Below are 24,891 nucleotides of genomic sequence, written 5' to 3'. Positions count from 1 at the left end.
CGTGCGACTCGCGTGCGTGGGCGGGCAACTCGCTGACTGGAGTGGGCGACTCGCGTGCGTGGGCGGGCAACTCGCTGACTGGAGTGGGCGACTCGCGTGCGTGGGCGGGCAACTCGCTGACTGGAGTGGGCGACTCGCGTGCGTGGGCGGGCAACTCGCCGACCGGAGCGGGGGACTCGCGTGTTTGGGTGGGGGACTCGCGCACCGGAGCGGGGGACTCGCGCGTGCGTCGGTGGTCGGCTTCAGAAGGTGGGGAGTGTGTGCCATGCCAGCCCTGGGTCTTCCGCGTCGTCGCGTAGGACGGTTCCCTCGATCAGGCCGTAGGGCCGGTCGGCGGCGTAGAAGACCTCGTTGTCGTTGGTCAGGCCGAAGGGGCTGAGGTCCACCAGGAAATGGTGCTTGTTGGGCAGAGACAGCCGGATCTCGGCCACCTCCGGGTGGGCCTTCAGCACCGCCTCACCCATCGCGTACAGGGTCTGCTGCAGCGACAGGCTGTGCGTGGTGGCGAAGGCCTCCAGCAGTGCCGCGCGAATGCCGGTGAACGCCTCGCTCCAGTCGACCTCACCGGTTCCGTAGCGCCAGCGCGCGGTGACCGCCGTAGCCAGGATCCGGTCGTTCGTCTCGGCCAGCGTGGTGTAGCGGTCACGCGGGAAACCGTGGAACTCCGAGCCGGTCGTCTTCAGCACCACGAGATCGGTCAGGCCGGAGACGATCCACGCCTTGCCGTCCTGCACGGTGACCGCGGTGGTGCGGTTCTCCCCACCCGCACGGGAGAACGCGTGGTCGTGCGGCGCCCCGCCGACCTCCATGCGGTCCCAGCCGTGCTCGGCGATGAGCACCCGTGCGCCGGTGATCTGCTCGTAGGAATCCACGAAGTGCTTGCCGAGGCGCAGCGCGAAGTCCTCGATCTCGCCGACGCGTTGCTCCTTGGCGAAGGCGTAGACGGTGTTCTTCTGCGTGTCGGTGGCCACGACGTCGGCGTTGTCCCCGGTGAGGTGAGTGGCCGCCAGTTGGCCGCGCAGCGACGTCGACACGGTGAGGTCCCTGAGGTGGTGGACCGGCCCGTCGCGCTCGACGGTCACCAGGCGCACCTCCGCCTTGCCGTACTGGTTGGGGCCCAGTGTGATGGCCATGCCGGTCAGCTCCCTCGGTAGGCGGTGTAGGTGAACGGGCTCAGCAGCACGGGAACGTGGTGGTGTGCCGTGGGATCGGCGATGCGGAAGGCCACGGTGACCTCGGGAAAGAACGCCTCCGGCCCCGCGTACGCCTCGATGTCGAACACCAGCCTGTACACCCCGGCCGGCAGTGTGTGCGGGCCGAGCTCACGTACGCGGCCGTCGTCGTCGGTGCGGTCCTCGGCGATCTCCGTCCAGTCGTCGTTCTTCGCCTCCAGCCGCACCGGTATCCCGGCCGCGGGCCGCCCCGCAGTGGTGTCGAGGACGTGGGTCGTCACCAGGCTCATGGGAGAACCGCCTTCTCCAGTCGCAGTGTCGCGATCTTGACAAGTTCCCGGCCCGCGATGGCGAGCTCGGTGTCCGGGTCGTTGCCGAGGCGCCGCCGGAGGTCGGCGAGCAGCTCCTCGCCCCCGCGCCCGCTCGCACACACGAGGAACACGTGGTCGAACCGGGCCTCGTACTCGGCGTTGGCTGTACGGAACAACTCGGTGGCTTCATCGTCCACACCGGACTGTTCGGCGCGCGAGTGACCACTCGCCGGTTTCTCGCCGATCCGCGGGTGCGCGGCCATCGCCGCGTGGATCTCGCCGGGCTCCAGCACCAGATGGGCCGCCGTGAGCAGCGCGGCCCGGTCGGCATACGGCCGCCCGGCCAGCAGGGCGCCGACCCACCGTGGCACGGCGAGGCAGCTGCTGAGCAGTGCTTGGAGCCGCCCGGGATCGGCGGCGTTGAACTCTGCCAGCCGGAGTTCGGTCATTCCGCAAAGCTAAGGCGACCACCGAACGCCAGTCAACAATGTGTTGAACTGGATCATGGTTCACGGTTCAGGTAGTTGTACACCGTGAACCGGGTGACGCCGAGCGCCTCCGCGACCGCCGCCGCCGACTTCCTGAGCTGGAAGGCCCCTCGCTCCTCGAGCATCCGCACAGCACGCTGCTTTCCTGCCCGGTCGAGCCCGGCCAGCCTGCTGCCGAGTTCCGCCTCGACCTCGCGGATCATCTGATCGAGCACGCTGCCGGGCTCCGCCGGGGCCCTCGCGGGTGCGCCAGGGTGCTGTATCCGCAACGTCAGGCCGGTTGCGCCGCCGTCGAGCGCCGCGCGCACGATGTCCGGCAGCGCATCCAGGAGCACCTCGGCCTCGCCGCGCGCGGAGGTGCCCAGCGGCCCGAACTGGGTGCTCAGGCCCGCGTTCTCGGCGGCATCCCGTGCCCGGACCGCATGCGCGGGCGGGTCCGTCTCGCCGCGAAAGGGCTCGCTGGTGAACTCCGCTTCCAGTTCCACGCCTGCAACGTAGCTCGCCGCCGGACCGTTGACGAGGGCGCGAACTTCTCGCTACTGTCATAGAACGAAAACTTAATTCCGCAATACGGAAACTATGCGACCGAAGGCGTGGTCCGATGACCGAACAGTCCGGCGCACGGTACGGCCTGCGCTACGACGTGAACCTGTCCATGCTGTTCACCGAACTGCCGCTGCTGCGGCGGCCCGCCGCCGCGCGCGCCGCGGGGTTCGGTGCGATCGAGTTCTGGTGGCCGTTCCCGGTCGCCGTGCCGGGCGACACCGAGGTGGACGCCTTCGTCTCGGCCGTCACCGAGGCGGATGTCCAGCTCGTGGGCCTCAACTTCTTCGCCGGGGACATGCCGGGTGGTGACCGGGGTCTGGTGTCCTGGGTGGGAAGGGAGAACGAGTTCCGCGACAGCGTCGACGTCGCACTCGGGATCGCCGAGCGGCTCGGTTGTCGCACGCTCAATGCGTTGTACGGCAACCGGATCGACGGTGTGGACCCCGCCGAGCAGGACGAGCTCGCACTGTCCACACTGGATCGGCTGGCCGCCGTGACCGCCGACCTCGAGACCACCGTGGTGCTGGAGCCCCTCTCCGCGGCGCCGCGGTACCCCCTACGCACCGCCGCCGACGTGCTCGCCGTCATCGACAAGGTCGGCAGGCCCAACGTGCGCCTGCTCGCCGACCTGTACCACCTGGCCGTCAATGGTGACGACCTCGGCGCGCTCGCCGCCGACCACACGGCACGCATCGGTCACGTGCAGATCGCCGACGCCCCGGGGCGGCACGAGCCCGGTACGGGTGAGCTCGACCTCAATGGACACCTCGCCGCGCTGGAAGCGGCCGGATACAACGGATTCGTCGGATTGGAATACCAGCCAAGCGGCGACAGCGAGTCCTCTTTCGACTGGCTGCCGCGGATGAGGAGGGCACTGTGAACGTCGGATTCATCGGACTCGGCATCATGGGCACGCCGATGGCCGCGCATCTGGTGGCGGCCGGACATACGGTCAGCGGCTACGACGTCGTGCCGGAGGCGGTCGGCAAGCTCGAGGCGGCGGGCGGGCGTGCCGCGTCCTCGGTCGCCGACGCCGTCGCCGATGCCGATGTCGTGATCACCATGCTGCCCAACCACCCGCACGTCGAAGAGGTCGTCCTCGGGGCAGGCGGGGTGCTGGACACGGCCAAGCCGGGCACGCTGCTCGCGGACATGAGCACGATCCGGCCGGAGACGTCGATCGCGGTGGCGAATGCCGCGCGGGAGAAGGACATTCGCGTGCTCGACGCACCGGTCTCCGGCGGCGAGGCCGGCGCCCGGCAGGGCACGCTCTCGATCATGGTCGGCGGTGACGAGGCCGACTTCGCCGCGGCGTCACCGTTGTTCGAGGCCTTCGGGGCGACCATCGTGCACGTCGGTCCACATGGTGCAGGCCAGGTGGTCAAGGCAGCCAACCAGCTCGTGGTCGGCGGGATCTACGCGCTGGTCGGCGAGGCCATCGTGCTGATGGAGGGGTCCGGTGTGGACGCTGGTACCGGGCTGGACGTGCTCGCCGGGGGCCTTGCCGCGAACCGCATCCTCGACCTCAAGCGGGAGTCGATGGTGGCAAGGCGGTTCGAGCCGGGTTTCCGGATCGACTTACACCACAAGGACATGAGCATCGCGCTGGCTGCGGCACGGCAGGCCGAGGTGTCGCTGCCGATGACCGGTCTCGTCGCCCAGCTCATCGCCGCGGCGCGCGCGATGGGCCACGGCTCGCTCGATCACTCCGCGCTGCTGAAGGTCACCGAAGAACTCTCCGGCCGAGCGTGAAGGGGCATGCCATGGCCAAGGTTCCTGTCATGAAGGCCGTCGTCGACGTGCTTCGGTCAGAAGGCGTGGACACCGCATTCGGCTGCCCCGGTGCGGCGATCCTGCCGCTGTACCACGCCTTGCAGGACAGCGGCATCGAACACCTCGTCGTGCGGCACGAGGAAGGCGCCACCCACATGGCCGACGGGTGGGCACGCACGACCGGCAACGTCGGTGTCGCGATCGGCACCTCGGGGCCTGCCGGAACGAACATGATCACAGGTCTCTACACCGCGCAGGCCGATTCCATCCCGATCCTGTGCATCACTGGGCAGGCGGTGTCGACAAAGCTGCATCAGGAGGCGTTCCAGGCTGTCGACATCGTGGAGATCGCGAAGCCCGTCACGAAATGGGCAGTGCAGGTCAAGGAAGCGGCACAGGCGCCGTGGATCTTCCGTGAGGCCTTCCGCATCGCACGCTCGGGCCGCCCGGGACCGGTGCTCATCGACCTGCCGCTGGACGTGCAGAAGCAGGAGATCGAATGGGACGCCACAATCGACACCCCGTTTCCGGTGGTCGCGCCCGCGCCGTCGCCCGCGCGGGTCGAGCGGGCACTGGACATGATCCTGGCGGCGCAGCGGCCGCTGATCCTGGCCGGTGGTGGCGTGGTGCTCGGCGAGGCGAGCGGACCGCTGCGTGCGGTGGCCGAGCGGCTCGGCGTGCCGGTGGGCGTGACGCTGATGGGCAAGGGCAGCTTTCCGGAGGACCACCCGCTGTTCGCGGGAATGGCGGGCATCCAGACCTCGCAGCGCTGGGCCAATGCGGCGTTCCTCGAGGCCGATCTGGTGCTGGCGCTCGGCGCGCGGTTCGGCGACCGGCACACCGGTGCGCTCGATGTCTACCGCGGTGAGCGCGAGTTCATCCACGTCGACATCGAGCCGACCCAGATCGGCAAGGTCTTCGGACCCGACCTCGGCGTGGTGTCCGACAGCAGGGCGTTCCTCGAAGCGCTGCTGCACGTGGTGGACGAGCGTGGCGCGCCCATCGATCCGGGTGTGCCGGTGTGGGTGAACCGGATCGCCGAACTGCGCCGCGAGCTGCCGCGGCGCGAGGACTTCGACGCGATCCCCATCAAGGCGCCACGGGTGTTCAAGGAGGTCAACGAGTTCTACGGCGAGGACACCTACTTCGTCACCGCGATCGGGCTGTACCAGATCTGGTCCGGCCAGTTCCAGCGTGTGCACAAGCCCCGGCACTACCAGGTGTGCGGGCAGGCCGGGCCACTCGGCTGGGAGATCCCGGCCGCGATCGGGGTGAAGAAGGCCCGCCCGGACGCCGAGGTGGTCGGGGTGGTCGGCGATTACTCGTTCCAGTTCCTCGTGGAGGAACTGGCCGTTGCGGCGCAGTACGACATCCCGTTCGTGCTCATCATGCTGAACAACGAGTACCTGGGGCTCATCCGGCAGGCCGAGCTCGGCTACGACATGAACTTCCAGGTGGACCTGCACTACGACCAGTACGGCACGGACAACGTCAAGATCATGGAGGCCTACGGCTGCTCGGGTACGCGGGTGGTCGATCCCGCGGAGATCCGCGGTGCGCTGGAATGGGCGCGCAAGGAGGCGGAGGGCACCAGCCGTCCGGTGCTCGTGGAGATCATGATCGAGCGGGAGGCCAATGCCGCCATGGGTACCGCGCTCGACAACGTCACGGAGTTCGAACTCTCCTGACTCGCCGGATCGGTTGCCACGCTCGGAGAATGAGAAGGTGACCGATATGGATCTCGTCATCCGAGCCCAACGCGCCATCACCCATGAGGGCGAGGTGGCGCGCACCATCGGCGTTCGCGGCGGCCGGATCGTCGCCGTCGAACCGTACGAAGCGGCACTCGCCGCCGACCGAACCGTCGAGCTGGCCGGCGATGTCGTGCTGCTGCCCGGGCTCGTTGACACGCACGTGCATGTCAACGACCCCGGCCGCAGTGAGTGGGAGGGTTTCGAGACGGCGACCCGCGCGGCGGCAGCAGGTGGCATCACCACGCTCATCGACATGCCGCTCAACAGCCTGCCGCCGACCGTCGACGTCCCGGCACTCGAAGTGAAGCGCAAGGCGGCACTCGGCCGGGTGCACGTCGACGTCGGGTTCTGGGGCGGTGCCATCCCCGGCAACACCGCCCAGCTGCGCCCCCTCCACGAGGCGGGTGTGTTCGGCTTCAAGAGTTTCCTGCTGCATTCGGGCGTCGACGAATTCCCACCGCTCGCGCCGGATGAGCTGGCCGAGGCGATGCGGACCCTGCACGGCTTCGACGGGCTGCTCATCGTGCACGCCGAGGACGCCGACGAGATCGAGCGCGCACCGCAGCCGCACGGCCCGCGCTACGCCGACTTCCTCGGCTCCCGCCCGCGCGCGGCGGAGAACACCGCGATCGCCAGGGTGATCGAGCTGGCCCGGCGCACCGGCGCTCGTGCCCACATCCTGCACCTGGCCTCGGCCGAGGCGCTGCCGCAGCTGGCGCGAGCCCGGCGGGAGGGCGTTGTGATCACCGCCGAGACCTGCCCGCACTACCTGACCTTCACCGCCGAGGAGATCGATGACGGCGCGACGCAGTTCAAGTGCTGCCCGCCGATCCGGGAGGCCGCCAACCGGGAGCTCCTCTGGCAGGGGCTTGCCGATGGCGTGATCGACTGCGTCGTGAGTGACCACTCGCCGTGCACGCCGGAGCTCAAACGCTTCGACACCGGCGACTTCGGCCAGGCATGGGGCGGGATCGCCGGTCTGCAGGTCGGCCTGCCCGCGGTGTGGACCGGCGCCCGGCAACGCGGCTTCGCGCTGACCGACGTCGTGCGATGGATGGCCGAACGACCCGCCGCGCAGGCAGGACTCCGGCGCAAGGGGCACCTCGCCGCAGGCTACGACGCCGACTTCTGCGTGTTCGCACCCGATGAGGCGTTCGTCGTGGACGTCGCGGCCCTGCGGCACCGCAACCCGGTGAGCGCCTACCATGGCAGGCCGCTCGCCGGGGTGGTGCGCTCGACCTGGCTACGCGGCAGGCAGGTCACCGGCGACGAGCCGCACGGCAGCCTGCTGATGAGGGAGGGACAGTGACCGACCGTCCGGAGTGGACAGCGCGGACCGACCTGGCGTCACGTCGGTTCGGCGGAACGGTGATGTGGGCCAGCGACGAGCTGTTCGCCGAGAAGGAGAACCTCGTCAACCCGTGGCTGCCACGGCACCAGCCGGAGACGTTCGGCCCGAAAGGCCAGCTCTACGACGGCTGGGAGACCCGGCGGCATCGCGAACCGGGCGACGACCGGGCCATCCTGCGGCTCGGCCTGCCCGGAACGATCGCCGGCGTGGTCGTGGATACGGCGTTCTTCAAGGGCAACTACCCGCCGTTCGTGTCCGTCGAGGCGTGTGCGCTGCCCGGCTATCCGAGCGTGTCCGAGGTTGCCGGGGCAGCCTGGGACACGCTGGTGGACCACGCACCGGTCACAGGGGACGCGGAGACGTACTTCACGGTGGGCGCCGCGCGGCGCTACACGCATGTGCGGCTGACCATGCATCCCGACGGCGGCATCGCACGGCTGCGGGTACACGGCGAGCCGATACCCGATCCGGCACTGCTCGACGTCGCAGCGCTCGACCTGGCGGCGCTGGAGAACGGGGCCGCGTGCACCGCGTGCAGCAACATGTTCTACTCCTCGCCGGACAACCTGCTCGCGCCCGGCCTCGCGGCCAACCAGGCCGAGGGCTGGGAGACCGCGCGCCGGCGTGACGGTGGCAACGACTGGATGATCGTCCGGCTGGCCGGTGAGGGTGTGGTGCGGTTCGCCGAGCTGGACACCAGCAACCTGCGCGGCAACGCGCCAGGCTGGGCCGCGCTGTCCGGTAGCTCCGATGTGGACGATCCGGATGGCTGGTTCGAACTACTGCCGAAGACCCGCCTGCAGCCGGATACCCGGCACCGCTTCGCCGTACCGGAATCGCGTGCGGCTACCCACGTCCGGCTGGACATCTATCCCGACGGTGGGCTCGCCCGCCTGCGGCTGTTCGGCGGGCTCACCGATCGCGGCCGGGCAGCGCTCACCACGCGCTTCGACGCCACTTCCTGAACCTGGTCACGGCCCGAGCAGGGAACGCAGGCGCTGCTCGCGTTCGGCAGGCGCCTGCCTGGGGCAGCTGGTGCACTTGTCGCCGCCGGTTGCCGCATAGATGAGGCAGCACGACGCGCGCCGTGCCACCGGCCGCGCACCAATGTGGACGAAGCGGGGCCGGGGAAGCTGCGGGCCGACCGCGTCACCGAGCGCGGCGGCGAGCTCCATCGCGTGTGCGGGGTCGCCGACGGCCGACCCTGCCCACAGCAGCCGGTTGGCGATCGAGTCGGCGGCGATGGCCCACAACGACCGTGCCGTGGCACCGCTGACCGCCGCACTCGCCTCCACCGCCGCGCCGAGCGCGCCCGCAAGCGCCGCGCCCAGCGTCGCCAGGTCGCGGCCCAGCGTCCGCTCCGACCGGGCGTCCAGGTAGCGCCCGTCAGGGGCGAGGTCGAACACCACCGCGTCGAGCGCGGGATCACGGGCGACACCGGTGTGCACGAGGGGTTCCAGCGCGGGTGCCACGAGTACGGACGACGCCGAGTACCAGCGGATCGTGCCGAGTACCCGATCGCTCGCGGCGCCGTACAGCGCCGCCGCGCGGACGAGATCTTCGCGCAGCCACGACCGGTCGGCAAGCACGGTTGCGGGCACCTCGGCGCTCATCCGAGCCTCCGGTAGATCGACACCTGGAACGACGTGGTGACCTCCACGGTCTCGCGCAGTGCGGCGAGCCGTTCGCCGAGGCCGTTCCGGTGCAGGTGATGTGCGTTGGGGCCCATGAGAACCACCCGCCGCGCATCGGCAGGACCGAGCTGCACCGTCCTGGCGGCGTCCTGTTGCCCTACCAGCTCGAACCGGTCGGCGAACGCCTCGTCGATCCGCCGTTGCTTGTCCCCGGCGACATCCAGCAGCCCCAGCTGCCCCGCCAGCTCGCCGAGATGCCCCGGCCCTGGCGTTGCCACGAGCACCGTGCCGCCAGGACGCAGTACCCGATGGAACTCGGCGGCGTTGCGCGGTGCGAAGACGTTGAGAACGACGTCGGCGACGGCGGAGCCGACCGGCCACCGCTGCCACAGGTTCCACACCACCGCGCCGATGCGCGGGTGTGCCCGTGCCGCCCGGCGCAACGCCGGCGCCGACACGTCCAGCGCGAGCCCCGCCGCGTCCGGCAACGCGTCGAGCAGGCGAGCCAGGTAGTACCCGGTTCCGGCGCCGGCGTCGACGACGAAACGGCCATCCGCGTGGTGCGCCAGCACCTCCGCCAGCGGGGTGTAGAAACCGGCGGCGAGGAACTCCGCGCGTGCCGTCACCATCTCGCTCGTGTCGGCGGTCCCGGCCGCGACCCCCGCATGGAGCAGGTTCACGTACCCCTGCCTGGCGATATCGAACGCGTGGCGCTGTTCGCATCGCAGCGCGTTGCCGGTCCGGCCGAGAGGATCGGCGCAGACGGAGCAGCGCAGTGCCGCCACGACCGCGGACGGTAGCGATCGAGTCGGCGTTTCATGCGAGGTCACAGACCATATTCGACCACGACGTTTCGTAAGCCGACGAATCGGCACCGGTGATCGGAAACTTATCCGTAACATGGCTGCCCATTTGGTTCACGACGTCGAAACCTGAGAAACCATTCCGCGCAACACGTCTTCCCGATGCTGTGCCGCAATTGTGAGTTCGGCGATCCGGCTCTCGAAGGAGGAGAAGCGTGGAAGGAAATACGGCCTGGTTGTTCACCAGCGCCGCTTTGGTGCTGTTGATGACACCGGGGTTGGCGTTCTTCTACGGTGGCATGGTCCGCTCGAAGAGCGTGCTGAACATGCTCATGATGTGCTTCGGCTCGATGGGGCTCATCGGCGTGCTCTGGGTCATCTACGGCTATTCGGTGGCGTTCGGCAATGATGTCGGTGCCGGTCTCCTCGGCAACCCGTTCGAGTACCTCGGGCTGTCCGGTCTCATGGGCGGCGAGGCGCTGACCACCACTGGTTTCGCGGCGTTCCAGGGCATGTTCGCCATCATCACCGTCGCCCTGATCGTCGGTGCCATCGCCGACCGTGTGCGGTTCGGTGCCTGGCTGCTGTTCGCCGGCCTGTGGGCCACAGTCGTGTACTTCCCGGTGGCGCACTGGGTCTTCGCGTTCGACAACACGGACTCGGGAGTGGTCGGCGGCTGGATCGCCAACACTCTCGGCGCCTTGGACTTCGCCGGTGGTACCGCGGTGCACATCAACGCCGGTGCGGCTGCACTGGCGCTAGCACTGGTCGTCGGGAGGCGTCGCGGCTGGCCCAAGGAGCCGATGAAGCCGCACAACCTGCCCTACGTCATGCTCGGCGCCGGTCTGCTGTGGTTCGGCTGGTTCGGGTTCAACGCCGGTTCGGCGCTGGCCGCCAACTCGGTTGCCGGTGTGGCCTTCATCAACACGCTCACCGCCACCTGCGCCGCGATGCTCGGCTGGCTCCTCACCGAGCGGCTGCGTGACGGCAAGGCGACCAGCCTCGGCGCCGCGTCCGGTGTCGTGGCCGGCCTGGTGGCCATCACCCCGGCGTGTGCGTTCGTCGACACCTGGGGCGCGCTGTCGATCGGTGCCATCGCAGGCATCCTCTGCGCTCTGGCCGTCGGCCTGAAGTACCGCTTCGGCTACGACGACTCGCTCGACGTCGTGGGCGTGCACCTCGTCGGCGGCCTGGTCGGCACCCTGCTGATCGGCTTCTTCGGCACCACCAACGTCAACGAGGGCAGCGTCAACGGGCTGTTCTACGGCGGCGGTCTCGAACAGCTCGGCAAGCAGGCTGTCGGCGCGGTCGCGGTCATGGTGTACTCGTTTGTGTTGTCCCTCATCATCGCGCTGATCGTCAAGGCCACGATGGGACTGCGGATCAGCTCCGACGACGAGCGGTCCGGCATCGACGAGGCCGAGCACGCCGAGTCGGCGTATGACTTCGCTGGAGGACGTGGCGGCCGGGCGGCTTCTGTCGACCACGGCGTGAGTAGCGACAGCGCGAAGAAGTTCGAGGAGAGCAAGTCATGAAACTGATCACCGCGATCGTCAAGCCGTTCACGCTCGACGACATCCGGTCGGCTCTCGAACAGCTCGGCGTCCTCGGCATGACGGTGAGCGAGGTCCAGGGTTACGGCCGCCAGAAGGGCCACACCGAGGTCTACCGCGGCGCCGAGTACGCCGTCGACTTCGTGGCCAAGCTCAAGGTCGAGGTCGTGACCGACGACGCCAACGTCGAGAAGGTCATCGACGCGATCGTCAGCTCCGCGCACACCGGCAAGATCGGTGATGGCAAGGTGTGGGTGACCCCGGTGGACACCGTTATCCGAGTCCGCACCGGCGAACGCGGCGCAGATGCCCTCTAGGCGCGGGCCGTGGTCGTAGGAGGGCTTGTCGAAGCAGCCAACCGGCTGCTGGAGGGTCGGCACGGACGGCTCGGCACCGCTGCGCTTCGTGCCGCGCTGGTCGACCTGTACGAGTTCTGGCTGAACAGGGCCGCCACGGCGGCCGGCGTCGACACCGCTGAACCCGGTGTCGCGCTGGTCGCCGTCGGCGGCCTCGGCCGTCGGGAGCTCGTGCCGTTCTCCGACCTCGACCTCGTGTTGGTACACAACGGAAATCCGAAAATCGGTGAGATCGCGGATGCGCTCTGGTACCCGCTGTGGGACGCCAGGGTCGGTCTCGATCACTCGGTGCGTACACCGGGGGAGGCGCTCAAGGTCGCCTCCGAGGACCTGCGCACCGCGATGAGCCTGCTCGACGCCCGGCATCTCGTCGGGGACGCCGACCTCACCGCGCGGCTGGTGACGGCCGCGCGTGACCACTGGCGGCGCACCGCCCGCAAACGCCTGCCGGAACTGGCGGAGGCCACCCGCACCCGCTGGCGGCGCAGCGGCGAGATCGCCCAGTCCGCCGAGCCGGACCTGAAGTACGGCCGGGGCGGACTGCGTGACCTGGGGTTGCTGGAGGCGGTCGCGGTCGCCCAGCTCGCCGACCGCCCTGGCGAGGAACTGCAGGCGGCACGCGAGCTGCTGCTGGACGTCCGCACCGAACTGCGGCGGGAGCTGCGCCGCGACCGTGACGTGCTCGGTGCCGCCGACGCCGAGACGGTGGCAGCCGCGCTGGACCTCGGCGACCGCTTCTCGCTCGCCCGCAAGCTCTCCGGGGCGGGCCGGGCCGTGGCCTACGCCGTCGACGTCGCACTGCGCTCGGCTGTCGAACCACCCAAGACCCGGTTCGGCAGGCGCCCGAGCCGCGTCCCGCTCGACGACGGTGTTGTGTTGCACGGCAACGAAGTTGCGCTGGCGCGGGATGCGGTACCCGCCCGCGACCCCGGCCTGCTGCTGCGGGTGGCCGCGGCGTCGGCGCGCTCCGGCAAGCCGATCGCGCACGGCACGTTGCGCACACTGGCCGACTCGGCGCCCGAGCTGCGCGCACCGTGGCCGGAACCGGCACGGCAGGCGCTCACCGAGCTACTCGGCGCGGGGGAGGGGCTCGTCGACGCCGTCGAGGCGCTCGACCGCACGGGCCTGTGGGCCAGGCTGTTCCCCGAGTGGGGAGCGGTGCGCGATCTTCCGCCCCGTGAACCGGTCCATGCCTGGACCGTCGACCGGCATCTGGTGCAGGCCTGTGTGGAGGCGTCGAAGCTCACCACCACGGTGTCGCGGCCCGACCTGTTGCTGCTCGGTGCGCTGCTGCACGACATCGGCAAGGGGCGCGATGCCGACCACTCCGAGCTCGGCGCGAAGATCGCCGCGCAGGTCTGCGTCCGAATTGGTCTGTCCGATGAGGACACTGCGACGGTCGTGGGTACGGTGCGGCATCACCTGTTGCTGGCGCACACGGCCACGCGCAGGGACATCAGCGAGCAGGGCACCGTCGAGCGGGTGGCCAAGACTCTCGACGGCAATCCGCTGCTTCTCGACCTGCTCCACGCGCTGACGCAGGCCGACTCGATCGCCACCGGGGCCGGTGTGTGGACCGAGTGGAAGGCAGGCCTGGTCGCCGAACTGGTGAGCCGGTGCAGGCAGCTGTTGCACGGCAACGCCTTCACCGCACCCGATCCGCTCGACGACACCCAGCGCGAGCTGGTGGCCGAGGCGGTGCGTACCACGAGGGGCGAGGTGCGGATCACCGCCGCGGGCAAGCTCGCGACGGTCGTCCTCGCGGTGCCCGCCAACGCCGAGCTGCTCACGCCCGCAGCCGGCGTACTGGCACTCAACTCCCTCGAGGTGCATACGGCCATGCTGCGTACCCATGGCGGTGGCCGGGTCGGCGTGTTCACCGCGTCACCGCGGTTCGGCACGTTGCCGGACACCTCGCTGTTGCGTGACCAGTTCGCCAGGGCGGTCGCGGGTGGCCTGCCGCTGAGCCACAAGCTCGCGGAGAAGGAACAGGCCTACGGCGCCGCGCTGGCCGTCCCGGCGGCGCCGAAGGTGCTGTGGTTCGACGACGAGACGTCGGGGGCCCACACGGTCGTGCTGGAGCTGCGTGCGGTGGACCGGATCGGCCTGTTGTACCGGGTCGCCGGTGCGTTGCGGCGCTGCGACGCCGAGGTGCGCTGGGCGAAGGTCGCGACGCTGGGCGCCAGGGTGGTCGACTCGTTCGCCGTATCCGCCCGGCAGGGCGTCATCGACACGGCCTGGCGCCAGCGAGTCGAGCAAGCCGTCCTCGCCGCGGCCTCGTAGGTAGATCTACCCAGGGGGTTCCGGTGTCTTCACGCTGCCGGCACGCCCCTGTCTGCGGGAGGCTGGAGCACGCCACAGGCAGGCGCCCTGACCGGTGGCGCCTCGCCTGGTGCTGGGGGTCTGGCGAGTCGGGATGGGCCGTGGGGCGCCGAGGAGGGAGCGCACCGCCCGGCCGCAGCGGGGGAGCTGACCGGCCGGGCGGCTGTGCGCGTACGCCCGGCCAGTACCCTGGGGTGTTGTCGGCCCGCGGTGAGCCGGCTGCCGAGTAACCACGACCTGCTGGAGCGTGCACCCCGTGTTCGACACACTCTCCGATCGGCTCACGTCGGTCCTGCAGAACCTCCGCGGCAAAGGCAAGCTCTCCGATGCCGACATCGACGCTTCCGCGCGCGAGATCCGGATCGCGCTGCTGGAGGCAGACGTCGCGTTGCCGGTGGTCCGTGAGTTCATCCGGCAGGTCAAGGAACGGGCCAAGGGCGCTGAGGTCTCGCAGGCGCTGAACCCGGCACAACAGGTCATCAAGATCGTCAACGAGGAGCTCATCGGCATCCTCGGTGGCGAGACCCGCCGCATCAACCTCGCCAAGACCCCGCCGACGGTCATCATGCTGGCTGGTCTGCAGGGTTCCGGTAAGACCACGCTCGCCGGCAAGCTCGCGCTCTGGCTGAAGAAGCAGGGCCACACGCCACTGCTCGTGGCCTGTGACCTGCAGCGGCCGAACGCGGTGACGCAGCTGCAGGTCGTCGGTGAGCGCGCCGGTGTGACGACGTTCGCGCCGGAGCCCGGCAACGGCGTCGGCGACCCTGTGGACGTGGCGCGGCGCAGCATCGAGGAGGCCAAGCACGCGCAGCACGACGTCGTCGTGGTCGACACCGCGGGCCGGCTCGGTGTCGACGAGGAGCTGATGAAGCAGGCCGCGGACATCCGCGACGCGGTCACTCCCGACGAGACGCTGTTCGTCGTCGACGCGATGATCGGTCAGGACGCGGTGACCACCGCCGAGGCCTTCCGCGACGGCGTCGGCTTCTCCGGTGTGGTGCTGACCAAGCTCGACGGTGACGCGCGTGGTGGTGCCGCGCTGTCGGTGCGGCAGGTCACCGGTCAGCCGATCCTGTTCGCCTCTAACGGGGAGAAGCTCGAGGACTTCGACGTCTTCCACCCCGACCGTATGGCCAGCCGGATCCTCGGCATGGGTGACATGCTCACCCTGATCGAGCAGGCCGAGCAGGCCTTCGACCAGGAGAAGGCCGAGCAGGCGGCGGCGAAGCTCGGTTCCGGCGAACTCACGCTGGAGGACTTCCTCGAGCAGATGCTGGCCGTGCGCAAGATGGGCCCGATCGGCAACCTGCTGGGCATGCTGCCAGGCGCCGGGCAGATGAAGGACCAGCTGGCCCAGGTCGACGACAAGCACCTCGACAAGCTGCAAGCCATCATCCGCGGCATGACACCGGCCGAGCGGGACAACCCCAAGATCATCAACGCGTCCCGGCGGCAGCGCATCGCACGCGGTTCCGGTGTCGCCGTACGCGACGTCAACGACCTGGTCAACCGGTTCTTCGAGGCCAGGAAGATGATGCAGCAGATGGCGGGCCGGTTCGGCTTCGGCATGGGCAGCGCCACCAAGAAGCAGAACCGCAAGGGCAAGAAGGGCAAGAAGGCCAAGGGACGCGGCCCCACGCAGCCGAAGGTGCGCGGCGGCTTCCCCGGCGGTCTGCCCGGTGGTTTCCCGCCGGCCGCCGGTGGCGGGATGCCGGATCTGTCACAGCTCGGCGGTGGTCTCAACGACCTGCCACCGGGGTTTGATCCCTCGAAGCTGAAGCTGCCGAAGAACAAGTAACGGATGTACCGGCTGCGGGGTGTCGTGCTGCCGGACGGCACCGACCGTGATGTCTGGGTCAGCGACGGGCGTATCTCGTTCGAACCGGTCGAGGGGACGCGGCTGCTCGACGGCGGTTTCCTCGTGCCGGGGCTGGTGGACGCACACTGCCACCCCGGCATCGGTGTCGGCGGGCCCACCACGCTGGCGGAGGCGGCCGCGCAGGCGCTGACCGACCGCGATGCGGGCACACTGCTCATCCGCGACTGCGGGGTACCGATCGACACCCGCCCGCTGCAGGCGCGTGCGGATCTGCCGCGCATCATCCGCGGCGGTAGGCACCTCGCGCTGCCCAAGCGCTACGTCCCAGGGCTCGGCGTCGACCTCGACCATCCGGACCAGCTGCCTGCCGCAGTCGCCGAGCAGGCTGCGGCGGGAGACGGCTGGGTGAAGCTCGTCGGCGACTGGATCGACCGCGGCGTCGGCGACCTCGCCCCGCTGTGGCCGGACGACGTTCTGGCAGAGGCCGTCAAGGTCGCGCACGAGGCGGGCGCACGCGTCACGGCCCACGTGTTCGGCGAGGACGCACTGCCGGGTTTGATCAATGCCGGGATCGACTGCCTCGAGCACGGCACCGGGCTCTCCGCGGATCTGCTCGCCGAGATGGCGCGGCGTGGCACGGCGCTCGTACCGACGCTGATCAACATCGAGAACTTCTCCGGCATTGCCGACCAGGCGGTCAGATACCCGCGCTACGCGGCCCACATGCGCAAGCTCCATGCCGGCGTCGCGGACATGGTGCGGGCCGCGCTGGATACCGGTGTCGCGGTGTACGCGGGAACCGATGCGGGTGGCATGGTCGAGCACGGCAGGCTCGCCGACGAGGTGGAGGCGCTCAACCGGAGCGGGATGCCCCGGGAGGAGGCGCTCGCCGCGGCGTCCTGGGCGGCACGTGAGTGGCTCGGCCATGAGGGCATCGCCCACGGGGCTCCCGCCGACCTGGTCGTGTACGACGCCGACCCGCGCGAGGACCTCGCCGTACTCCGCCGCCCCCGCCACATCCTGCTCCGCGGCACCCTCATCAGGTAACGCTCCGGTCCCCACGGCCACCTTGGTTGCGTCCAAGGCACCCGTCTCCCCCACCGCCCAAACGGAGACGCTTCGCGCCGCAGTGCCTGACTATGGTGGCCTTGGGAGCCTTAACGGCGCTGACGGCAGGGAGGTGCGGTGGCGCAGAGTGATGAGACGTCGCCATCGATCCGGGAGGGGCTCGTTCTCGGCGCGCACTGGGGATTTCTCGCGTTCTTCGCCTCGCTCGGCGGCTACTACCTGCTCTCCTTGCTGCTGACCGGGCTGGTGGTCCACGGCGGCGCGCTCGGTCCGGTGCAGCTGGCGCACCTCGGCCCGCTGGTACTGCTCGCGTTCGTGCCCAACCTGCTCCTCGGCGCGGGGCCCGCGTTCGCCGCCCGCCGCTGGGGTCATGGGGTGCTCGCCGAGTTCCGAGTGGTGCCCGACCTTCGGGACCTCAAGGTCGGCCTGGCGTGTGGTGGGTTCTCGCTGCTCGCCGGTTACCTGATGAACCTCCTGTTGCTGCACGTCTACGGCACGACCCGGATGACGGATCCGCTCACCGAGGTGTTCGGCGGCCTCACCGCTCACCTCGCCTGGCTCATCGTGGCCGCGGTGGTCGTGGTGGCGGTTGCGCCGCTGACCGAGGAGCTGCTGGTCCGCGGGGCACTGTGGAACGGACTCGCGCACTACCGGGTGCCCGACTGGGTGATCCTTGTGCTGACCGCACTGGTGTTCGCGCAGCTGCACGCCGAGCCCACTCGGATGCTCGCGCTGCTGGCGCAGGGCATCGCCATTGGAAGCGCGCGGATGATCACCGGCAGGGTCGGCGCGAGCCTGGTCGCACACGCCACGAACAACCTGGTGCCGGCGTTGTTGCTGTTCTCCTCGTGACAGCCCGTGTGCGCACAGTAGGCTCGCCTGGAACGGACGGGTGTTTCCGGGAGGATGGGTGTGACGTCACCGAACGCGGGGGAGCAGGCGCCCGATGTCGGCCAGCCGACCGCACTGGCGTCGCCGCCCCACCGGTGGGGTTTTGGCGCCTTTCTACTGGTTGAAGCTGTACTGCTGGCATCGGCCGCCTTCGTGGGCGCGCTGCTGTCCAGGGACGGTGGTCCACAGTCGCTTCCTGTGCGTGATGTGCTGATAGGCACCATGGCGCCCACGATCATCGCGGCACTTACGGCGCTGGCGATCACGAAGCTGCGCGGTAATGGTCCACTGGCCGATCTCCGGCTGTCCTGGCGCTGGGACGACGTCAAGTTGGGGCTCAAGTTCGGCGTGCTCGGCCTGGCCTTCACCCTCGTGGGCGTGTTCGTCTGGTCGCGGCTCGTGGGGGAGGAGAACTCGACGTCGGCGATCAGCGCGCTGATCGAGGACAAGCCGATGTCCGTGTCCGCGGCGGTGGTGATGTTCCTCTACCTGTGGCTGCTCGGACCGATCTGCGAGGAGATCATCTACCGCGGCCTACTGTGGAGCGCAACCGAACGGCTGGAATGGGGCAACGAGAAGTGGGCCCGGTTCGCCGCGTTCCTGCTGTCGACGGCGGTGTTCGCGGTGAGCCACCTTGAGCCGCTCCGTACCACGCTGCTGCTGGTGATCGCGGTGCCGATCGGGCTTGCCAGGCTGGTGACCGGCCGGCTGCTGGGCAGCATTGTCGCCCACCAGATGAACAACTTCCTGCCCGCGCTGGCCATCCTGCTCACCGCGTTAGGTGTCGTCAGCTACTGACGGGTGGCCCATCCCGTGCCGCCCGGTCATACCCGTCCCCCACGGGGGGCACGGGCAAGCCGCGTGCCTTGATCTCCGCGATCAACTCCAACTCATGAGCGTAGACAGCGCGCCGCCGCTGCTCCGTTTCCCATAGTTTGTACAGAAGTTCCTTGTCCCCCAACGATGTCATGGGGACCCCGTTAACGTTCATGAATCCAGCGTAGCACGAGACTCGAACATGTGTTCGACACATTGTCAGAATTTCTCGCGAGGAGTACGTTCCGATTAGCCAAATTTGGCTACTGGCGGGAGGGTGAATGGCTGGCGAGCAAACCGTGCCGTTGTTGCCGTGTGGGTCGATCGATGAGGTGACGTCGTTCTACGAGATGTTGGGATTCACTCGCACCTACCGGCAGGTCCGTCCCAACCCCTACGTCTCACTGCAACGCGAGGATCTCCGATTGGACTTCTTCGGCATCGACGGGTTCAGGGCGGAAGAGTCCTACGGCTCGTGTCTCGTGCTGGTGTCCGACACCGGTGCGCTGTTCGATGCGTTTGCCGCCGGGATGCGCGCCGTCCATGGCAAGCTTCTCGTCTCCGGGATCCCTCGGATCACGCGGCCACGCAAGCGGAAGAACGCCGACAACCTGTCCGGGTTCAGTGTCATCGACCCGGGTGGGAACTGGATCAGGATCCACGCGGTCAAGACCGGCACTGTCGACGACGAGCCCGCCCTGAGAGGGCTGGCTCGGTCGATGCGGAGCGCCGTAGTGATGGGTGACTCCCATGGCAAGCACGACCAGGCCGCGCGAATTCTGGACGGTGCGCTCCAGCGGGATGGAGACACCACGACGGGTGCCGACCTGGTAGAGGCACTCGCCTACCGCGCAGAGCTCGCCGTGCGACTCGATGACACCGCCGGCGCCCGCGGCTTTCTCGCCCGGGCCGGCGAGGTGCCCCTTACCGAGGCGGAACGAGCCTCGCTCGCCGATACGCTCGCGAGCCTGCACGACCTCGCTGCGATTCTGCAGGACTGACCGCCCATGTCGGTGGTTCGGCTGCTCGTGCTCGGTGCGATTCGGCGGCGTGGGCGTGCCCACGGCTATCGCGTTCGCGCTGACCTGGAGGCATGGGGCGCACACGAATGGTCCAGTGCGACCTCTGGTTCGGTCTACCACGCCCTGCGGTCCATGACCGAACAAGGCCTTCTCCGCGCGCATGAAACAACGCCCAGCGAGGCGGGGGGACCGCCGCGCATCGAGTACGAGCTCACCCCCGACGGCGACCAGCTCTACACACGCCTGCTCCGTGACGCGCTGTCCAGCCGCGACCCTCGTCTGGACTTACTCGCCGCCGCCGTCGGCCTGATCGACGATCTACCCCGCGCCGAGGCCGTCGACCTGCTCCGCGAGCGCGCAACCGCGATGGAGCAATGGCGGAACAGCATCACCACGCACCTGCCGCCAGACGTCGACCTCGACACCTGGGGACCGGTCGGCGCCGTCATCGACCTCTGGCTCCACACCGCCGACAGTCGCACCACCTGGACGACCCGCCTCATCGACCGCCTTGAACAAGGCGCCTTCCAGATGGCCGATGACAACAGCCCCGCCGCCAGGGCAACGGACCGGCCCTCCACTTCGGACCAAGCGCACTAGGCGGGCAACTCGCGTGTGGGAGCGGGGGACTCGCGGGCTGGAGCGGGCAACTCGCGCACCGGAGCGGGCAACTCGCGGGCTGGACCGGGGGACTCGCGGGCTGGACCGGGGGACTCGCGGGCTGGAGCGGGGGACTCGCGCGGAAGGCGGCAACTAGGCCTGCGCCCGCAGCAGGCGCGCCCGGCTGTTGCCCAGGTGGACGCGTACCGCCGCGCGTGCCGCGTCGGCATCCTGCCGCTCGACGGCGGCGTAGATGTTCTCGTGCTCGGCGATGATCCCGCGGAACCGTTCCTCGCTCGGCCGCAGCCGCTCGCGGTGCATGATGATCACTCCGGGGCCGAACGACTTCAGCAGGTCGCGGAAGTAACGGTTACCCGCCGCCAGTGCGAGTCGCAGGTGGAACTGGAAGTCGGCCTGCACGGCGGCGCTCGGCTTCGCGGCGCTGCCTGCGAAGTCGTCGAGTGCCGTCCGCAGGTCCGTCAGCTGGGCCGCGCTGCGACGCCGTGCCGCGAGCGCGGCCGCCTCCGACTCGACGGCGATCCGGAACTCGATCAGTTCCAGCAGGCCCTCGACTGTCAGCTCACCGGTCGCGCCCACCTCGAACGGCGTGGTGCTCGGCTGCGCCAGCACGAAACTGCCCCGTCCGTGGTGTGTCTCGACCAGCCCGGCGGCCTGCAGCCGGGAGATCGCCTCGCGGACGACCGTGCGGCTGACGCCATGAGCCTCGACGAGGCTGCTCTCGGTGGGCAGCCGCTCGCCGGGCTGGATCACGCCCTCCTGAATGCGGGCTGTCAGGTGGGCGACGAGCTCCTTGGTCCGGTTGGCCACGCGGCAACCTTGACATTCAGCTCCGGCCGACCTCGAACCGGTCCACCGTCCAGGCCCTGGCCTGTTCGCTGAGCGTCACGCCGAGGCCGGGGCGGTCGGGCACCAGCATCCGGCCGTCGGAGATCTCCAGGCGCTCGTTGAACAGCGGCTCGAGCCAGTCGAAGTGCTCGACCCACGGCTCGAGCGGGTACGTCGCGGCCAGATGCAGGTGGATCTCCATCGCGAAGTGCGGCGCCAGCTGGAGCCGGTGGTGCGCGGCCAGGGCCGCCAGTCGCAGGAACTGCGTGATGCCACCGATCCGCGGCGCGTCGGGCTGGATGATGTCCGCGGCTCCGGCGTTGATCAGCTCGACGTGCTCGGCGACGCTGGTCAGCATCTCCCCGGTCGCGATCGAAGTGTCGAAGGCCGCCGCGAGCGCCGCGTGACCGGTGCTGTCGTAGGCGTCGAGCGGCTCCTCGATCCACACCAGCCCGAAGCGCTCCAGCTCCCGGCACATCCGCTGCGCGGTGGGCCGGTCCCACTGCTGGTTGGCGTCGACCATCAACGGGAAGTCCTCGCCGAGGTGTTCGCGCATGGAGGTGACCCGCTTCAGGTCAACGCGCGAGTCGGGGTGACCCACCTTGATCTTGATTCCGCCGATGCCGCTCTCCCGCGCAGCGGTGGCGTTGTCCAGAACCTGCTCCACCGGTGTGTGCAGGAAGCCGCCCGAGGTGTTGTAGCAGCGCACACCGTCCCGGTGCGCGCCGATGAGCTTGGCCAGTGGCAGCCCGGCCCGCTTCGCCTTGAGGTCCCATAACGCGATGTCGATGGCCGCGATCGCCTGGGTGGACAGCCCGCTGCGGCCCACCGACGCGCCTGCCCACACCAGCTTGTCCCACACCCGGCCGATGTCGTTCGGGTCCTCGCCGAGCAGTTCGGGCGCGACCTCCCTGGCGTGGGCGAACTGCCCCGGCCCGCCCGCGCGCTTGGAGTAGCCGAAACCGATGCCCTCATAGCCCGATTCGGTGCCGATCTCGGCGAAGAGCAGGGCGACCTCGGTCATCGGTTTCTGCCTGCCGGTGAAGACCTTCGCATCGCTGATCGGCGTGCTCAGCGGCAGACGAACGGATGAGAGACGGACCCGGGAGATGCGATCGGATGACATGGCAAGAGATCGTACGACTGATGTCGAGATCGTACAACTATGCTAGCGCTGACACCCACAGATGCGCAGCGAGACCGAAGCCGGCCAGCGCGATCGTGATCCGCAATGGTCGCTCCGGCAGCCTGCGCACGATCGCGGGACCGATCCAGCTGCCGACGAGCGCGCCGGCTCCCACCATCGCGGCCGCGGCCCAGTCGACCGGCGACAGGAAGGCGAAGAGAACCGCGGCCGTGAGGTTCGCGGCGCCGGTGGCGATGTTCTTCAGCGCGTTGGTCACCGGCAGGGGTTCGGTGGCCGACACCGACAGCACCGCGAGCATGAGGACGCCGGCGCCCGCGCCGAAGTACCCGCCGTATACGGCGACGAGCGCCACGGCGACCGCGGCCGGGAGCAGGGAGCCTTGTGCGCCGCCCCTTGCTCGCGCCCGGTCGTCGGCGACCTGCCGGAGCCGGTCGGAGAGCAGCAGCAGGGTCGAGCCGAGCGCGATCAGCCACGGCACGATCAACTCGAACATCGACGCCGGAGTGGTCAGGAGCAACAAGGCACCTACAGAGCCACCCAGTGTCGCCATGGTGCTGAGCCTCAGCAGCCGACCGCCCTGGCCGCGCAGCTCCTGGCGGGATCCCGCCGCCGCGCCGGTGGTGGTCGAGATCATCGCGACGGTGTTCGTGACATTGGCTGCGATCGGCGGCAGCCCTGCCGCCAGCAGCGCGGGATAGCTGAACAGGGAGGCGAGCCCCGCCATCGAGCCGACCAGGCCGGCCGCGACGCCCGCGAGTGTGAGCAGTGCGGCCGTGTCGAGCCCCAAGCTCAGAGCCCGGTGGTCAGGTCGGCGGTCGTCGCCAGGTCGACCGGCGCCATGCGTTCGATCGCGAACCGGGTTCGCTTCATGGCCTCGATGATCTCCGCGTGCCTACTGTCGGTGAGGGAGGAGATCGGCACCGAGCAGCTGATCGCGTCGATGGCAGGCGTGGTGTAGCGCAGCGCGAACCCGAAGCAGGTCACGCCGGCGTAGTTCTCCTCGTCGTCGATGGCGTAGCCACGCTCGCGGGTGAGCTCCAGGTCGTGGATGAGTGCGTCGCGGTCGACGAGTGTGCTGGGTGTCAGCGGGGTGACCTCGTCCGGCACGTGCTCGTCGATGCCGATGTCGAGCCGTTCGGCGAGCAGGCTCTTGCCCAGCGACGTGCTGAACGCGGGCAGTCGCCTGCCCACTCGGCTGAACGGTCGGAGGTACCTGCGCGACTCGCGCGTGGCGAGGTAGACGATGTCGCCGCGGTCGAGCCTGCCGAAGTGGATCGTCTCGTCGAGCTCCGCGCTGAGGTCGGTGATCAGCGGCTGGACGATGCGCAGGTACGGGTCGGTGTCGAGGTAGGTCGTACCGGCCAGCAGTGCGCGGATGCCGATGCTGTACTGCGTTCCGCTCGGGTCCGCCCGGACCCAGCCGCGCTCCACCAGTGTGCGGATGAGCGCGTAGACGCTGCTGCGTGGAGCGCCGAGCGCATCGCTCAGCTCGCGCAGGCGGGCCGGCCGGTTCTGTCGCGACGCGAGCAGTTCCAGCAGCTCAACGGTTCTGGCGGCGGACTTCACGCCACGGACGCCGGTCTCTCGGGCACTTTCCACGGTTGACAGCCTATCAACACGCGAGTAAGACTGCTCCGCACATGAACGTCGTCTACATATGGAGACAACTTGACTTCCACGTATACAGGGGAGGTCGTTGAGCGGCTCCGGCAGGGGATGGCGGCAGCAGTGCTGTCCTTCCCGCTGACACCGTTCGACGCCGAGGGTCACATCGACGTGGACGCGTTCCGTACCCACCTACGTGAGCAGGTCGCGGCCGGGCCAGGAGCGCTGTTCCCCTGCTGTGGCACGGGCGAGTTCTTCTCCCTCGCCGAGGATGAGTACGCGACGCTCATCGCCGCCGCGGTGGAGGAGGCTGGCGGACGGGTGCCGGTCGTCGCCGGAGCGGGCTATGGCTGGGCGCAGGCGGCCCGGTTCGTCGCGGCCGCGGAGCGTGCCGGTGCCGACGCGATCCTGCTCATGCCGCCGTACCTGGTGGAAACGCCACAGTCCGGACTCGTCGACCACGTGCGCAAGGTCGCGGCCACCACCGCGCTTCCGCTGATCGTCTACCAGCGTGCCCAGGTCAAGATCGCCTCGGCGAGCGTCCCCGAGCTGGCCGGCATCCCCAACGTCATCGGGATCAAGGACGGCCACTGCGACCTCGACCAGTTGCAGCGGCTGCGGCTCGCCGCCCCGCCGGAGTGGCTGTTCTTCAACGGCGCGGCGACCGCGGAGATGCAGGCTCGCGCCTACCGCGCCATCGGGGTGCCCGCATACTCCTCGGCCGTGCACGCTTTCGCCCCCGAGATCTCCAAGGCCTTCTTCCACGCCTTCCACGCCGGCGATGACGCGGAAGTCGAGCGGCTGCTCAGCGAGTTCTACGTACCGCTGGTGGAACTGCGGGACAAGGGCACCGGATACGCGGTGTCGCTGGTCAAGGCCGCGGCCCGGCTGCGCGGTGCGGGCGTCGGTCCCGTGCGCGCCCCGCTGGCCGACCCGGCGGCACACCACATCGAAGAACTCGACGCACTGCTCACCAAAGGACTCGCCCTCGTCGGCGCGACCCGCTAGGAGGCG

General features: G+C 69.4%; 25 protein-coding genes. 15 read left to right on the top strand and 10 right to left on the bottom strand.

Annotated elements, in window-relative coordinates; translation table 11 throughout:
- Positions 1-242: 242 nt before the first annotated feature.
- Genes pucL through ABZ863_RS07275 form a run of 4 tightly spaced genes read right to left on the bottom strand, consistent with a single transcriptional unit; the run spans position 243 to position 2,456 of the window.
- On the bottom strand, positions 243-1,133 hold the full coding sequence (gene pucL, locus ABZ863_RS07290) for a factor-independent urate hydroxylase (RefSeq protein WP_358532026.1): 891 nt from the start codon (positions 1,131-1,133) through the stop codon (positions 243-245).
- Between the two features lie 5 nt (positions 1,134-1,138).
- Positions 1,139-1,462 carry a hydroxyisourate hydrolase gene (uraH, locus tag ABZ863_RS07285; RefSeq protein ID WP_358532024.1) on the bottom strand — a complete coding sequence of 108 codons (324 nt, stop codon included), beginning with the start codon at positions 1,460-1,462 and terminating at the stop codon, positions 1,139-1,141.
- Positions 1,459-1,932: a 2-oxo-4-hydroxy-4-carboxy-5-ureidoimidazoline decarboxylase gene (locus tag ABZ863_RS07280; protein WP_358532022.1), complete on the bottom strand. Its 474-nt coding sequence runs from the start codon at positions 1,930-1,932 to the stop codon at positions 1,459-1,461. The genes uraH and ABZ863_RS07280 overlap by 4 nt, the downstream gene beginning before the upstream one ends.
- A gap of 53 nt (positions 1,933-1,985) precedes the next feature.
- The gene (locus ABZ863_RS07275; RefSeq protein WP_358532020.1) at positions 1,986-2,456 is read right to left on the bottom strand and encodes a helix-turn-helix domain-containing protein; all 471 of its coding nucleotides are present in this window, start codon (positions 2,454-2,456) and stop codon (positions 1,986-1,988) included.
- A gap of 116 nt (positions 2,457-2,572) precedes the next feature.
- Here ABZ863_RS07275 and ABZ863_RS07270 point away from each other — a divergent pair, with 116 nt between their 5' ends.
- From ABZ863_RS07270 to alc, 5 genes are read left to right on the top strand one after another with little or no spacing between them, the layout of a single operon-like run.
- Entirely contained in the window at positions 2,573-3,397 is an 825-nt protein-coding gene (locus ABZ863_RS07270; RefSeq protein ID WP_358532018.1) for a TIM barrel protein, read from the top strand.
- Positions 3,394-4,269, top strand: a complete 876-nt coding sequence (locus ABZ863_RS07265; RefSeq protein WP_358532016.1) for a 2-hydroxy-3-oxopropionate reductase — start codon at positions 3,394-3,396, stop codon at positions 4,267-4,269. Before ABZ863_RS07270 ends, ABZ863_RS07265 begins: the two co-directional genes overlap by 4 nt.
- A gap of 11 nt (positions 4,270-4,280) precedes the next feature.
- Complete coding sequence (gene gcl, locus ABZ863_RS07260; RefSeq protein WP_358532014.1) at positions 4,281-5,978, top strand: glyoxylate carboligase; 1,698 nt, start codon at positions 4,281-4,283, stop codon at positions 5,976-5,978.
- 46 nt (positions 5,979-6,024) lie between these two features.
- Positions 6,025-7,353, top strand: a complete 1,329-nt coding sequence (allB, locus tag ABZ863_RS07255) for an allantoinase AllB (RefSeq protein ID WP_358532012.1) — start codon at positions 6,025-6,027, stop codon at positions 7,351-7,353.
- On the top strand, positions 7,350-8,360 hold the full coding sequence (alc, locus tag ABZ863_RS07250; protein WP_358532010.1) for an allantoicase: 1,011 nt from the start codon (positions 7,350-7,352) through the stop codon (positions 8,358-8,360). The genes allB and alc overlap by 4 nt, the downstream gene beginning before the upstream one ends.
- Positions 8,361-8,366: 6 nt before the next feature.
- Here alc and ABZ863_RS07245 read toward each other — a convergent pair whose 3' ends face one another.
- The gene (locus ABZ863_RS07245) at positions 8,367-9,008 is read right to left on the bottom strand and encodes a (2Fe-2S)-binding protein (protein WP_358532008.1); all 642 of its coding nucleotides are present in this window, start codon (positions 9,006-9,008) and stop codon (positions 8,367-8,369) included.
- Entirely contained in the window at positions 9,005-9,814 is an 810-nt protein-coding gene (locus tag ABZ863_RS07240) for a putative RNA methyltransferase (RefSeq protein ID WP_358532006.1), read from the bottom strand. Before ABZ863_RS07240 ends, ABZ863_RS07245 begins: the two co-directional genes overlap by 4 nt.
- Positions 9,815-10,047: 233 nt before the next feature.
- On the opposite strand from ABZ863_RS07240, the gene ABZ863_RS07235 reads away from it, so the two are divergent.
- From ABZ863_RS07235 to ABZ863_RS07195, 9 genes are all read left to right on the top strand, one after another.
- Entirely contained in the window at positions 10,048-11,367 is a 1,320-nt protein-coding gene (locus ABZ863_RS07235) for an ammonium transporter (protein ID WP_358532004.1), read from the top strand.
- Positions 11,364-11,702 carry a P-II family nitrogen regulator gene (locus ABZ863_RS07230; protein WP_358532002.1) on the top strand — a complete coding sequence of 113 codons (339 nt, stop codon included), beginning with the start codon at positions 11,364-11,366 and terminating at the stop codon, positions 11,700-11,702. Before ABZ863_RS07235 ends, ABZ863_RS07230 begins: the two co-directional genes overlap by 4 nt.
- A 9-nt stretch (positions 11,703-11,711) precedes the next feature.
- The gene (locus tag ABZ863_RS07225) at positions 11,712-14,024 is read left to right on the top strand and encodes a [protein-PII] uridylyltransferase (protein ID WP_358532000.1); all 2,313 of its coding nucleotides are present in this window, start codon (positions 11,712-11,714) and stop codon (positions 14,022-14,024) included.
- A 295-nt stretch (positions 14,025-14,319) separates the two neighbouring features.
- Positions 14,320-15,861, top strand: a complete 1,542-nt coding sequence (ffh, locus tag ABZ863_RS07220) for a signal recognition particle protein (protein ID WP_358531998.1) — start codon at positions 14,320-14,322, stop codon at positions 15,859-15,861.
- A gap of 3 nt (positions 15,862-15,864) precedes the next feature.
- A complete protein-coding gene (locus ABZ863_RS07215) occupies positions 15,865-16,929 on the top strand; it encodes an amidohydrolase family protein (RefSeq protein ID WP_358531996.1) in 1,065 nt (354 codons plus the stop codon).
- 138 nt (positions 16,930-17,067) lie between these two features.
- Complete coding sequence (locus ABZ863_RS07210) at positions 17,068-17,802, top strand: CPBP family intramembrane glutamic endopeptidase (protein WP_358531994.1); 735 nt, start codon at positions 17,068-17,070, stop codon at positions 17,800-17,802.
- Positions 17,803-17,916: 114 nt separating this feature from the next.
- A complete protein-coding gene (locus ABZ863_RS07205; RefSeq protein WP_358532402.1) occupies positions 17,917-18,639 on the top strand; it encodes a CPBP family intramembrane glutamic endopeptidase in 723 nt (240 codons plus the stop codon).
- Positions 18,640-18,938: 299 nt separating this feature from the next.
- Positions 18,939-19,658: a hypothetical protein gene (locus ABZ863_RS07200; protein ID WP_358531992.1), complete on the top strand. Its 720-nt coding sequence runs from the start codon at positions 18,939-18,941 to the stop codon at positions 19,656-19,658.
- Positions 19,659-19,664: 6 nt separating this feature from the next.
- Positions 19,665-20,279, top strand: coding sequence for a PadR family transcriptional regulator (locus ABZ863_RS07195; protein WP_358531991.1), 615 nt, complete (start codon positions 19,665-19,667; stop codon positions 20,277-20,279).
- A 153-nt stretch (positions 20,280-20,432) separates the two neighbouring features.
- Here ABZ863_RS07195 and ABZ863_RS07190 read toward each other — a convergent pair whose 3' ends face one another.
- The 4 genes from ABZ863_RS07190 to ABZ863_RS07175 are packed head-to-tail and all read right to left on the bottom strand — an operon-like array spanning position 20,433 to position 23,871.
- Entirely contained in the window at positions 20,433-21,107 is a 675-nt protein-coding gene (locus tag ABZ863_RS07190; protein ID WP_358531990.1) for an FCD domain-containing protein, read from the bottom strand.
- A gap of 16 nt (positions 21,108-21,123) precedes the next feature.
- The gene (locus tag ABZ863_RS07185) at positions 21,124-22,251 is read right to left on the bottom strand and encodes a mandelate racemase/muconate lactonizing enzyme family protein (protein WP_358531988.1); all 1,128 of its coding nucleotides are present in this window, start codon (positions 22,249-22,251) and stop codon (positions 21,124-21,126) included.
- A 37-nt stretch (positions 22,252-22,288) separates the two neighbouring features.
- The gene (locus tag ABZ863_RS07180) at positions 22,289-23,059 is read right to left on the bottom strand and encodes a sulfite exporter TauE/SafE family protein (RefSeq protein WP_358531986.1); all 771 of its coding nucleotides are present in this window, start codon (positions 23,057-23,059) and stop codon (positions 22,289-22,291) included.
- A gap of 2 nt (positions 23,060-23,061) precedes the next feature.
- The gene (locus ABZ863_RS07175) at positions 23,062-23,871 is read right to left on the bottom strand and encodes an IclR family transcriptional regulator (protein WP_358531984.1); all 810 of its coding nucleotides are present in this window, start codon (positions 23,869-23,871) and stop codon (positions 23,062-23,064) included.
- Positions 23,872-23,940: 69 nt separating this feature from the next.
- Here ABZ863_RS07175 and ABZ863_RS07170 point away from each other — a divergent pair, with 69 nt between their 5' ends.
- Positions 23,941-24,885 carry a 5-dehydro-4-deoxyglucarate dehydratase gene (locus ABZ863_RS07170; RefSeq protein WP_358531982.1) on the top strand — a complete coding sequence of 315 codons (945 nt, stop codon included), beginning with the start codon at positions 23,941-23,943 and terminating at the stop codon, positions 24,883-24,885.
- The last annotated feature ends 6 nt before the right edge of the window (positions 24,886-24,891 follow it).

The sequence above is a fragment of the Saccharomonospora sp. NPDC046836 genome, assembly GCF_040645195.1.
GTDB lineage: Bacteria > Actinomycetota > Actinomycetes > Mycobacteriales > Pseudonocardiaceae > Prauserella_A.
The sequence above is the reverse complement of the archived record's forward strand: the minus strand, read 5'-3'. Positions and strand labels throughout refer to the sequence as shown.

Bases quoted from the DNA above. Each gene is read 5' to 3' on its own strand.
- ABZ863_RS07215 (WP_358531996.1), top strand. From the start codon at position 15,865: ATGTACCGGCTGCGGGGTGTCGTGCTGCCGGACGGCACCGACCGTGAT.
- ABZ863_RS07280 (WP_358532022.1), bottom strand. From the start codon at position 1,932: ATGACCGAACTCCGGCTGGCAGAGTTCAACGCCGCCGATCCCGGGCGG.
- uraH (WP_358532024.1), bottom strand. From the start codon at position 1,462: ATGAGCCTGGTGACGACCCACGTCCTCGACACCACTGCGGGGCGGCCC.
- ABZ863_RS07230 (WP_358532002.1), top strand. From the start codon at position 11,364: ATGAAACTGATCACCGCGATCGTCAAGCCGTTCACGCTCGACGACATC.
- allB (WP_358532012.1), top strand. From the start codon at position 6,025: ATGGATCTCGTCATCCGAGCCCAACGCGCCATCACCCATGAGGGCGAG.
- ABZ863_RS07195 (WP_358531991.1), top strand. From the start codon at position 19,665: ATGTCGGTGGTTCGGCTGCTCGTGCTCGGTGCGATTCGGCGGCGTGGG.
- ABZ863_RS07200 (WP_358531992.1), top strand. From the start codon at position 18,939: ATGGCTGGCGAGCAAACCGTGCCGTTGTTGCCGTGTGGGTCGATCGAT.
- ABZ863_RS07270 (WP_358532018.1), top strand. From the start codon at position 2,573: ATGACCGAACAGTCCGGCGCACGGTACGGCCTGCGCTACGACGTGAAC.
- ABZ863_RS07185 (WP_358531988.1), bottom strand. From the start codon at position 22,251: ATGTCATCCGATCGCATCTCCCGGGTCCGTCTCTCATCCGTTCGTCTG.
- ABZ863_RS07245 (WP_358532008.1), bottom strand. From the start codon at position 9,008: ATGAGCGCCGAGGTGCCCGCAACCGTGCTTGCCGACCGGTCGTGGCTG.
- gcl (WP_358532014.1), top strand. From the start codon at position 4,281: ATGGCCAAGGTTCCTGTCATGAAGGCCGTCGTCGACGTGCTTCGGTCA.
- pucL (WP_358532026.1), bottom strand. From the start codon at position 1,133: ATGGCCATCACACTGGGCCCCAACCAGTACGGCAAGGCGGAGGTGCGC.